Origin of the sequence: Curtobacterium sp. ODYSSEY 48 V2 (assembly GCF_023712625.1) — a bacterium.
Classification (GTDB): domain Bacteria; phylum Actinomycetota; class Actinomycetes; order Actinomycetales; family Microbacteriaceae; genus Curtobacterium.
Genome location: NZ_JAMAXX010000003.1, coordinates 371665 through 382788 on the forward strand (window position 1 = coordinate 371665; position 11124 = coordinate 382788).

The window sequence follows — 11124 nt, forward strand, 5'->3', positions numbered from 1 at the left end:
GCGCCTCCCGCACGGAGCCGAGCCGCGCCTCCCGGCCGCAGCGGAGCCGCGCCGGAGCCGGCCGCGGCGTCGCACCGTCCGCGAGCCGCGCACCGTCCGACCGGACGGCGGTGCCGTCGCGCATCCCCGGTACGCTGGAGGGCGTGTCCCCGCGTGAGAATCCCTTCGGTCAGGTCCTCGTCGCCCTCGTGACGCCGTTCACGGCCGACGGCGAGGTCGACTGGCCCGGCGTCGAGCAGCACATCGACGACTGCATCACGGCCGGCGCCGACGGCATCGTCGTCACCGGCACCACCGGCGAGACGAGCACGCTGACCGACCCGGAGAAGCTCCGCCTGGTCGAGGTCGGCAAGTCCGTCGCCGCGGGCCGCGCGAAGATCATCACGGGCGGCGGCTCCAACGAGACCGCGCACGCGATCCACCTCTACAAGCAGAGCGAGAAGGCCGGCGCCGACGGCGTGATGATCGTCACGCCGTACTACAACAAGCCGACCCAGGCGGGCGTCCTCACCCACTTCCGGATGATCGCCGACGCCACCGACCTGCCGGTGATCCTGTACGACATCCCGGGCCGCACGGGCATCCCGATCACGTACGAGACCATCGTGCGGGCGTCGCACCACCCGAACATCCTCGCCGTGAAGGACGCCAAGGGCGACTTCGCCGAGGTCTCCCGGGTGCTCAACAACACCGACCTCATGTACTTCTCGGGCGACGACACGAACGTGCTCCCGCACCTGTCGATCGGCGCCACCGGGCTGATCGGCGTCACGGCGAACATCACGAGCACGCCGTACCGCACGGTCGTCGACGCCGTGAACCGCGGCGACCTGGCGACCGCCACCGCGGAGCACAAGCGCGTCGAACCGCTCGTCCGTGCGATCATGACCCACGTCCCCGGGACCGTCGCGGCGAAGTACGTGCTCCACGGCCTCGGCCGGATCGGCAGCCCGCGCGTCCGGCTGCCGCTCGTCGGCCCCGAGGACACCGAGGCCTACGCCATCGAGACCTCCCTCGAAGCGGTCCGGGACATCCCCGGTGCCGACTTCTCGAACTTCCGCCCGGACCGCAACGCGGCGGCCGGCGGCGCACTGCCGAAGGTGCCAGGCACCACACGTTAGGAAAGCACGCGGCGCAGCGGTAGCGCGTCGCACGACAGTCAGGACCGAATGCCCACCCAGATCTCCACACCGCAGCCGCTCGAACCCGGCACCCTCCGCGTGATCCCCGTCGGGGGTCTCGGCGAGATCGGTCGCAACATGACCGTGTACGAGTTCGACGGCAAGCTGCTCGTCGTCGACGCCGGCGTGCTCTTCCCCGAGGAGCACCAGCCGGGCGTCGACCTCATCCTCCCCGACTTCGGGCCGATCCGGGACCGTCTGGACGACGTCCTCGGTGTCGTGCTCACCCACGGGCACGAGGACCACATCGGCGCCGTCCCCTACCTGCTCAAGCTCAAGGGCGACATCCCCCTGATCGGTTCGACGCTGACCCTCGCACTCGTCGAGGCGAAGCTCAAGGAACACCGGATCAAGCCCTACACGCTCGTCGTGCAGGAGGACCAGACCGAGCAGCTCGGTCCGTTCCACCTCGAGTTCGTCGCCGTGAACCACTCGATCCCGGACGCCCTCGCCGTCGCGATCACGACCCCCGCCGGGCGAGTGCTGCACACCGGTGACTTCAAGATGGACCAGCTCCCGCTGGACGACCGGATCACCGACCTCCGCGCCTTCGCCCGCCTGGGCGAGCAGGGCGTCGACCTGTTCCTGCCGGACTCGACCAACGCCGACGTCCCCGGGTTCACCGCGCCCGAGCGTGACATCGGACCGGTGCTCGAGAACGTCATCTCCCGCGCCCGCAAGAAGGTCGTCGTCGCCAGCTTCTCGTCGCACGTCCACCGCGTGCAGCAGGTCCTCGACGCCGCCGCCGCGACCAACCGCAAGGTCGCGTTCATGGGGCGGTCGATGATCCGCAACATGACCATCGCCGCCGAGCTCGGCTACCTCCGGGTGCCGGACGACGTGCTCATCGACACGAAGAAGGCGAAGAACGTCCCGGACGACCAGATCGTCTACATGTCGACGGGGTCGCAGGGCGAGCCGATGGCCGTCCTCGCGCGCATGGCGAACCTCGAGCACCAGATCGAGATCGGCGAGGGCGACACCGTCATCCTCGCGTCGAGCCTCATCCCGGGCAACGAGAACGCCGTCTACCGGGTCATCGACGGGCTGACGAAGCTCGGCGCGAAGGTGGTCCACAAGGGCAACGCGAAGGTGCACGTCTCCGGTCACGCGTCGGCCGGCGAGCTCCTCTACTGCTACAACATCCTGCGCCCGCGCAACGTGCTGCCCGTGCACGGCGAGCACCGCCACCTGTACGCGAACGCCGACCTGGCGATCCAGACGGGTGTGCCGCCGCGCAACGTCATCCTCGGCCAGGACGGCATCGTCGTCGACCTGAAGGACGGCGTCGCGAGCGTCGCCGGACAACTCGACATCGCCTACGTCTACGTCGACGGATCGACCGTGGGCGAGATCACCGACGCCGACCTCAAGGACCGTCGGGTCCTGGCGGAGGAGGGCTTCATCTCGATCTTCTGTGCCGTGGACTTCACGACGGGGCAGTGCGTGGTCGGCCCGGAGATCCAGTCGCGCGGCTTCGCCGAGGACGACTCCGTCTTCGACGACGTCCGTCCGCAGATCGCGAAGGCGCTCGCCGACGCGGCGGGCAACGGCACGCGGGACGCGCACGCCTTCCAGCAGGTCGTCCGCCGCACCGTCGGCCGCTGGGTGAACACGAAGCACCGCCGCCGCCCGATGATCGTCCCGGTGGTCATCGAGGCGTAGGCAGACGCGCCGCAGCCGGCCGGGTGGCCGACCTGCGTCATCCCACAGGCTGATGCTCCCTCGGTATGTCAGCCAATACCGTCCCAGGGTGACCGTCCTGCGTCGCTGGGTGTGGCCCGGCCTGAAGTTCCTCGTGTTCGCCGCCATCGCGGTGTCCCTCGTCCGCCTCGCCTTCTTCGCGGCGCAGCCCGAGGGCGAGGAGACGACCCCGACCGCGCAGCTGGAGGACCCGACCGTCACCGTCGAGACGGGGGACGTCGTCAACGACGTCGAGGCGACCGGTCACGTCGAGTCCGTCGCTGCGACGCCGGTGCGCTCCACCGCCGAGGGCACGGTCAACCGGGTCTTCGTGACGAACGGCACGCACGTCGAGCAGGGCGCGCCGATCATCGACCTCCGGGTCGAGACCCCGGCGGAGGGCACCACCGAGGACGGCGAGCCGTTGCCGGCGTCCGTGACCTTCGCGACCGTCGTCGCCTCGTCGTCCGGCACGGTGTCCGGACTCGACCTGGTGGCGAAGCAGCCCGTCGCGATCGGTGACACCGTCGCCCGGGTCGCCCCGGAGTCGTACCGTGTGACCGCGACGCTCGAGGCCGCCCAGCTCTACCGACTCACCTCGCGTCCCTCCGAGGCGACCGTGACGATCACGGACGGGCCGGCGCCCTTCACCTGCACGAACCTCGCGCTCAGCTCCGCGTCCGCCTCGGCGGCGGGCGAGCCGTCGGACGCGGGTGCCGACGGTGCGGACGGTGGCGAGGGCTCCTCGGGTGCCGAGGGTGCGACGCAGCTGCGGTGCGACGTCCCCGGGGACGTCACCGTGTTCCCGGGGCTCGAGGTCACGGTCGCCGTGTCCGCGGGCTCGGCCGAGGGCGTGCTGACGCTCCCGACGACCGCCGTGCAGGGGACCGCGCAGCGCGGCGTCGTCACCGTCGTCGACGACGACGGGAAGCGTTCCGAGCGCGAGGTCGCCCTCGGCCTCAACGACGGCGAGACCGTCGAGGTGCGTGACGGGCTGACCGAGGGCGAGACCGTCCTGCAGTTCGTCCCCGGCAAGGAGGCGCAGCCCGAGGACGAGTTCGCCGAGGACGGCGCGGTGGTGACCGGATGAGCCTCGTGCACGTCCGCGACCTCCGGAAGTCCGTCCCGCTCCCCGACGGCTCCACGCTGGAGATCCTGCGCGGTGTCGACCTCGACGTCGAGGCGGACAGCCGCGTCGCCATCGTCGGCCGCTCGGGCTCGGGCAAGTCGACGCTGCTCAACGTCCTCGGCCTGCTCGACACCCCGACCGAGGGGCTGCACGAGTTCGACGGGCGGGACGTCGGCCGTGCCGGCTCGGTCCGACGCGACCGGGTGCGCGGCGCGGACGTCGGCTTCGTCTTCCAGCAGTTCAACCTGCTGCAGGGTCGCACCGCGGTCGAGAACGTCGAGGTCCCGTTGCTCTACGCGACCGGCCGGGCGTTCTGGTCGCGTCGTCGCCTGGCAGTGGAGATGCTCGACCGGGTGGGCCTCGCCGACCGTGCCGACACGCAGCCGCACCGGCTCTCCGGCGGGGAGCAGCAGCGCGTCGCCATCGCCCGGGCACTCGTCCGGTCGCCGCGGCTCATCCTGGCCGACGAGCCGACCGGTGCACTCGACGTCGACACCGGCCGCGTGGTCATGGAGCTGCTCGAGACCGTCGCGGCCGAGACCGGCGCGGCGCTCGTCACCATCACCCACGACACCGCGGTCGCAGCACGGGCGGACGTCGTCCACCGGATCGACCACGGGCTCGTCGTCGACACGGCAACGTCCGATACCGCGTCCGCGTCCGCGTCTGCCTCCGCGTCCGAGTCCGCCTCCGCGTCCGCTTCCGTCGACGGGCCGGGGGTGGCGGCGTGAACCGGCTCCTCACCACCGTCGTCGGGACGTTCGTCGAGTCCTGGCAGGAGCTCCGCGTGCACCGCGGCCGGGTCGTGCTCAGCCTGATCGGGGTCACGATCGCGGTGGCGTCGCTCGCGGTCGTCGTCGGCTTCGGGTCGCTCGCCGAGCGGGTGACCGCCGCCTTCAACGAGCAGTACGGCGGACGGCCGGCGACCTACCAGGTCACCGGCTCGTCCTCGGCCACGGGGGACGGCACGGGTGCCGCTGCCGCGGCCGACGCCGCGGCGCTCGACCGGGAACTCCGCGCCGGCGCCGAGCGCTACCACGTCCGGTTCTCGACCGAGGCGTCGTGGACGCAGCGCCCCGTGCAGTTCCCCGACGGGGTCACCCTGGCCCAGGGCGTCACCGTCGACCCCGCGTACGCCGAGATGCACCGCGTCCGCGTCGACGACGGCGCGTGGTTCACCGAGGACGACCGGGACCGGCTCGCGCCGGCGCTCGTCGTCAACCAGGCGTTCCTCGACCGTCTCGGCAGCCCGGACGTCGTCACGCACCCGGTCGTGCGCCTGCCGGGGACGCCCGACGTCACCGCGGTCGTGATCGGCCGGTACGTGTCCTCGGAGTACGACACCGAGCCGATGTTCTACCAGCTGGCGCGGTCCGTCGCGACGTCGAGCGCGGAGGCCGCACCCGACGACGGCTCGCAGCGGCTGTTCGAGGTGTGGGTACCGGAGAGCGACGGGAAGGCGGTCGCCGGACGGATCGCATCGGATGCCGAGCGGGCGCTCGGCCCCGGGTGGACCGTCGACGCGAACCGCTCCGACGCGGCCGGCTCGGTCGACGGCGACCCGCTCGGTGCGCTGCGCTGGGTGATCGCCGGGGTCGCCGTCCTCGTCCTGGTGCTCGGCGGGCTCGGGCTGCTCAACGTGTCGCTGGTGAGCGTCCGACAGCGGATCCGCGAGATCGGCATCCGACGCGGGGTCGGTGCGACCGCCGGACGCATCTTCGTCGCCGTGCTGCTCGAGAACGTGCTGGGGACGCTGGTCGCCGGCGGGATCGGCGTCATGGTCGGCGCGGCGGTGCTCGGGAACGAGACCGTCCGGGGGCTCATCACGAGCGGGGTCGACGTCGGGGGAGCGCCCTTCCCGGTCGAGGCGGCGCTGATCGGTGTCGGCTCGGCGCTGCTCGTCGGGGCGCTCGCCGGGTTCCTGCCCGCGATCGTGGCGGTCCGGGTCAAGGTCATCGACGCGATCCGGTACTGAGCTCGGAGGGCGTCCGGTCGCGGCGGGGCATCCACGGAATGTCCCGAGCGGGGATTAGGCTCCGTCGCATGGCCGGAGGCACCAAGTCGACCACGCGCTCGCGCGCGTCCACGTCGTCCCGCGGGAGCGGGTCGCGCGGTACGTCGCGCACGCAGGCCACGACGAAGAAGCTGCCGCAGGCGGCACCCACCCCGGTGTTCCGCGAGCAGAACCCCGTCGTGACCGCATGGCTCGCGATGGCGCACGGCGTCGGAGCACTGTTCCGGCTGCTCGGCAAGGAGACCCTCGCCAAGGACGAACGACGCGACGGTTTCCCGTTCCTCCTGTTCGTGCTCGCGCTCGCGGGCGGTGTCGTCGAGTGGCTCAATCCCACGAACCCGGTGTCCGTCACGCTCGACGCCTACACGTTCGGCGGGCTCTTCGGGCGACTGGCGGTCGCACTGCCCGTCATCATGATCGTCTTCGCCGGATGGCTCTTCCGCCACCCGGCGTCGGTGCACGACAACACCCGGATCGGCATCGGTCTCGGGCTGATGCTCGTCTCCATCGCGTCGCTCTGCCACGTGTTCGGCGGGCAGCCGAGCGCGTCCGACGGCATGGTCGCCCTGGCCGCCGCCGGTGGTGTCCTCGGCTGGGTGGTGATCAGCTGGCTCGTCGCGGTCGCCACCGTGTGGGTCGCGGTGCCGGTCGCGGTGGTGCTGCTCGTGCTGTCGCTCTTCATCATCACGAAGACCCCGCCGAACAAGACCGGACGCCGGCTCCACGAGCTGTACGCGTACCTGTTCGGTGCGCCGGCCCCCGTGGCCGAGGACGAACCCGCCACCGAGGCGGACGCCGCTCCGGCCGCGCCCCGAGCACGGACGTCGAAGCGCCGCACGAAGGACCAGACCGACTTCCCGCTGTTCGAGGACCTCGGGTTCGAGGACGAGCAGGCTGCCGGCGGTGAGGACGCCGAGAGCACCGTCCCGTGGTGGCGCCGCAACAAGTCCGGGCGCGAGGAGGACCCGGCGTACGACAGCCCCGTGCTGCCCGCGTCGGCGACGCAGGCCGTGCCCGACCGCGGAACCGGTGCCGGTGGTGCCGGGACGGCTGCCGCTGCCGGTGCCGCTGCTCCGGCCTCCGGCGCGGGCGCGGCCGCCGGACTCGTGGACCACACGCCCGTGGCGCCCGCCTCGGTGAACCTCAACGACTCGGTCGAGCACGACGACGTGCACGGCGCACAGGAGGTCGAGCAGGACCTCGCCGTCGCCGAACAGGCCCTCCGCGACTTCGGCACCCCGGTGCCCGAGCAGCCCGCGGCGGTCGCCCGGCCCGACGCCGGAGTCTCCCCGGTGGTCTCGCCGACGGCGCCCGAGCCCGAAGCCGCCGACGACGGCCTGCCCGCCGCGACCGCCGCCGACGAGGACCCGGCAGCCCCGTACCGCCTGCCCGCAGCCACCACCCTCAGCGCCGGCACCCCCTCGGTCGCCCGCAGCCAGGCGAACGACGACATCGTGGCGGCGATCACCGGCGTGCTCACCGAGTTCAAGGTGGACGCGAAGGTCACGGGGTTCTCGCGCGGACCGACGGTCACGCGCTACGAGATCGAGCTCGGTCCCGGTGTGAAGGTCGAGCGCGTCACGGCGCTGTCGAAGAACCTGTCGTACGCCGTCGCGTCGAACGAGGTCCGCATCCTGTCGCCGATCCCGGGCAAGAGCGCGATCGGCGTGGAGATCCCGAACACAGACCGCGAGATCGTCTCCCTCGGCGACGTCCTGCGCTCCGGCGCGGCCACGAAGTCGAAGCACCCGATGACCATCGGCGTCGGCAAGGACGTCGAGGGCGGCTTCGTCGTCGCGAACCTGGCGAAGATGCCGCACCTGCTCGTCGCCGGCTCCACGGGCTCCGGCAAGTCGGTGTTCATCAACTCGATGATCACCTCGCTGCTGATGCGCGCGAAGCCGTCCGAGGTCCGCATGGTCCTCGTCGACCCGAAGCGCGTCGAGCTGTCGATCTACGCCGGGGTCCCGCACCTCATCACGCCCATCATCACGAACCCCAAGAAGGCCGCCGAGGCGCTGCAGTGGGTCGTGAAGGAGATGGACATGCGGTACGACGACCTGGCGTCGTTCGGGTTCCGGCACGTCGACGACTTCAACAAGGCCGTGCAGAACGACGAGATCGTCCTGCCCGCCGGCAGCGAGCGGAAGCTCAAGCCGTACCCGTACCTGCTCGTCGTGGTCGACGAGCTCGCGGACCTCATGCTCGTCGCCCCTCGGGACGTCGAGGAGTCGATCGTCCGGATCACCCAGCTCGCCCGTGCCGCCGGCATCCACCTGGTGCTCGCGACGCAGCGGCCCTCGGTCGACGTCATCACCGGTCTCATCAAGGCGAACGTCCCGTCGCGCGTGGCCTTCGCGGTCACGAGCGTCACCGACTCGCGGGTCATCCTCGACCAGCCGGGCGCCGACAAGCTCATCGGGCAGGGTGACGGGCTCTTCCTGCCGATGGGCTCGTCGAAGGCCGTCCGTGTGCAGGGTGCCTGGGTGCAGGAGAGCGAGGTCGCCGAGGTCGTCGCGCACGTCACGCGCCAGGCGCGCCCCGAGTACCGGCAGGACGTCCAGGCCGTGGTGGAGCGCAAGGAGATCGACGCCGACATCGGCGACGACCTCGAGCTCCTGCTCGCCGCGGTCGAACAGGTCGTCTCGACCCAGTTCGGCTCGACCTCGATGCTGCAGCGCAAGCTCCGCGTCGGCTTCGCGAAGGCGGGCCGACTGATGGACCTCATGGAGTCGCGTGACATCGTGGGGCCGTCCGAGGGGTCGAAGGCCCGCGACGTGCTCGTCACGCCCGACCAGCTCCCGGGCGTGCTCGCGAAGCTCCGGGGCGAGGAGCCGCCGGCTGCTCCGGCTGCCGACGGACCGCCGTCGGTCCGGCCGGGAGGCACGACCTCCGTCGCCGGGGCCGACCCTGCTCCGGCTGCGGCCGGCTCCGGGGCTCCTGCCGGACCCGCCGGGGCGGGTGCCGGTGGTCAGGACGACGACCGGTACGGCTCGGACCCGGTGGCGGACATGACCCGCGGGTACCCTGAGGTCGAGGACGACGGACCGGACGAGGACGCATGGGGACTGACGGGCAGGGAGTGAGCACGTGACCAGCTCGGAGACCACACACGGGGCTCGGTTCCCCTGGCGCGGACGGTTGCTCCGCAAGGGGGACGGCCCGGCATCGACCGCGAACGTCGCCAACATCATCACCGTGGTGCGCATCCTCATGGCGCCGCTCTTCTTCGTGATGCTGCTCTCCGACGGCGGCCAGGACACGTCGTTGCGCGTCTGGGCGGCCGTCGTGTTCGTCGTCGCGATCGTCACGGACAGTGCGGACGGCATCATCGCCCGACGCCAGAACCTGGTCACGGACTTCGGCAAGCTCGTCGACCCGATCGCCGACAAGGTCCTGATCGGCGGTGCCCTCGTCGCGCTGTCGATCCTGGGTGAGCTGCCGTGGATCGTCACGGTGCTGATCATGCTCCGGGAGATCGGCATCACCGTGTTCCGCTTCGCCGTGCTGTCCGACCGGGTCATCCCGGCGAGCCGCGGCGGCAAGATCAAGACCGTGCTGCAGGCCGTCGCGATCACGCTCGCACTGTTCCCGTGGTGGAACGTCGTCGGTGACCTGGCGCACTGGGTGAACGGCATCCTCATGACGGCGGCGCTCCTCGCGACGGTGCTCAGCGGGGCGGACTACCTGTGGCAGGCCTGGAAGCACAACCGCCGAGCAGCATGACGTCGGCCGGTACCGGGGCCGCCGGTCCGACGGGTCGGTCGTCGATGCCGGGGTCGCAGTCGGGGTCGGTATCGGACGAGAAACTGGCGCGCGCGCTCGTCGGTGTCCTGACCGCCCGGGGCGAGACCGTCGCGGTCGCCGAGTCCCTCACTGGCGGACTCGTCGTCGCGACGCTCGTGGGCGTCCCCGGGGCCAGCACCGTCGTCCGCGGCGGGGTGGTCGCCTACGCCACGCCGGTGAAGGCGACGGTGCTCGGGGTCGACGCCGACCTGCTCGCGTCGAACGGCGCGGTCGACCCGGAGGTTGCACGGCAGATGGCCTCGGGCGTCCGGACGGCCCTGGCGGTGGACGGCGTCCCCGCCACGTGGGGGATCAGCACGACCGGCGTCGCCGGACCGGACCCGCAGGACGGCAAGCCGGTGGGCACCGTCTTCGTCGGCATCGCATCCGCGGAACGCAGTGTCGCGACGGAGTTGCACCTCGAGGGGGACCGGGCAGCAATCCGCTCGGCCACCGTCTCCGAACTCCTGGCACGGATGACGACCGAGGTCGACAGCGGGGAATAGGTCCTGTTGCCACTGGGTTACATCCCACGCAATCTCCAGCAGGACGGCAGCCGGCGTGGTTAGCATGCTGCGAACGGCAACGCTACTGTTGCTGAACCCGACCCCAGGTCACCCGGACCGGGCGGGCGCGGAGACGACAGGAAGGAGGAGTCCACATGGTTCTCGTTCGTCAGGAGATCGGCGACGTGCTTCGGGACTTCCGCTTGCAGAAGGGCCGGACCCTCCGTCAGGTCGCATCCAAGGCCAGTGTCGCGCTCGGGTACCTCAGTGAGGTCGAGCGTGGTCAGAAGGAGGCCAGCTCCGAGATCCTCGCCTCGGTCGCGGATGCCCTCGACACCCCGATCTCGACCATCATGCGCGAGGTGGGCGACCGTCTCGCAGTCGTCGAGGGGCTCACCCCGGTCCCCGACACGCTGCCCGACGACCTCGTCGCCGAGTTCGACAACGACCTCGCGGTGCGCTGACGCACCACCCTCTCGAACGCCCTCGCCGGTCCGCCGGCGGGGGCGTTCGTCGTTACGCTGGACCGATGCGCGTGAGTGAGTTCTGGCGAGCCGTCGACCAGGTGTTCGGGGAGGCCTACGGCGCCGTGGTGTCCCGCGACGTCGTGCTCGAGGAGCTCGGTGGACGTTCGGCGGCGGACGCGCTCGACGCGGGCATCGACGCCAGGCGGGTGTGGGAAGCACTCTGTGACTCGCAGGACGTCCCGCTGGACAAGCGGCACGGCAAGGGCCTGGCCGAGCCGCGCGACTGACGCCGTCGTCCGAAACTGTGTTCGGCGTGTTGCTCGAACGCGTGTTCGATCGGTGCTAGGTTCCTGCACAT

General features: G+C 71.3%; 10 protein-coding genes. All 10 read left to right on the top strand.

Features of this window, described 5'->3' with window-relative positions; all coding sequences use genetic code 11:
* The first annotated feature begins 143 nt into the window (after positions 1 to 143).
* The gene (gene dapA / locus M3666_RS06755) at positions 144 to 1121 is read left to right on the top strand and encodes a 4-hydroxy-tetrahydrodipicolinate synthase (protein WP_251154823.1); all 978 of its coding nucleotides are present in this window, start codon (positions 144 to 146) and stop codon (positions 1119 to 1121) included.
* Positions 1122 to 1169: 48 nt separating this feature from the next.
* Positions 1170 to 2846, top strand: coding sequence for a ribonuclease J (locus M3666_RS06760; protein ID WP_209686063.1), 1677 nt, complete (start codon positions 1170 to 1172; stop codon positions 2844 to 2846).
* Between the two features lie 88 nt (positions 2847 to 2934).
* Positions 2935 to 3954, top strand: a complete 1020-nt coding sequence (locus tag M3666_RS06765) for an efflux RND transporter periplasmic adaptor subunit (protein WP_251154824.1) — start codon at positions 2935 to 2937, stop codon at positions 3952 to 3954.
* The gene (locus M3666_RS06770; protein WP_251154825.1) at positions 3951 to 4724 is read left to right on the top strand and encodes an ABC transporter ATP-binding protein; all 774 of its coding nucleotides are present in this window, start codon (positions 3951 to 3953) and stop codon (positions 4722 to 4724) included. Before M3666_RS06765 ends, M3666_RS06770 begins: the two co-directional genes overlap by 4 nt.
* Complete coding sequence (locus M3666_RS06775) at positions 4721 to 5968, top strand: ABC transporter permease (protein ID WP_066653280.1); 1248 nt, start codon at positions 4721 to 4723, stop codon at positions 5966 to 5968. Before M3666_RS06770 ends, M3666_RS06775 begins: the two co-directional genes overlap by 4 nt.
* A 68-nt stretch (positions 5969 to 6036) precedes the next feature.
* A complete protein-coding gene (locus M3666_RS06780; protein ID WP_251154826.1) occupies positions 6037 to 9093 on the top strand; it encodes a DNA translocase FtsK in 3057 nt (1018 codons plus the stop codon).
* A gap of 4 nt (positions 9094 to 9097) precedes the next feature.
* Positions 9098 to 9733 carry a CDP-diacylglycerol--glycerol-3-phosphate 3-phosphatidyltransferase gene (gene pgsA, locus M3666_RS06785; protein WP_066653285.1) on the top strand — a complete coding sequence of 212 codons (636 nt, stop codon included), beginning with the start codon at positions 9098 to 9100 and terminating at the stop codon, positions 9731 to 9733.
* A gap of 44 nt (positions 9734 to 9777) precedes the next feature.
* Complete coding sequence (locus M3666_RS06790) at positions 9778 to 10299, top strand: CinA family protein (RefSeq protein WP_251154827.1); 522 nt, start codon at positions 9778 to 9780, stop codon at positions 10297 to 10299.
* Positions 10300 to 10454: 155 nt separating this feature from the next.
* Positions 10455 to 10763, top strand: coding sequence for a helix-turn-helix domain-containing protein (locus M3666_RS06795; protein WP_058742950.1), 309 nt, complete (start codon positions 10455 to 10457; stop codon positions 10761 to 10763).
* 65 nt (positions 10764 to 10828) lie between these two features.
* Positions 10829 to 11053 carry a DUF3046 domain-containing protein gene (locus tag M3666_RS06800; RefSeq protein ID WP_209686053.1) on the top strand — a complete coding sequence of 75 codons (225 nt, stop codon included), beginning with the start codon at positions 10829 to 10831 and terminating at the stop codon, positions 11051 to 11053.
* The last annotated feature ends 71 nt before the right edge of the window (positions 11054 to 11124 follow it).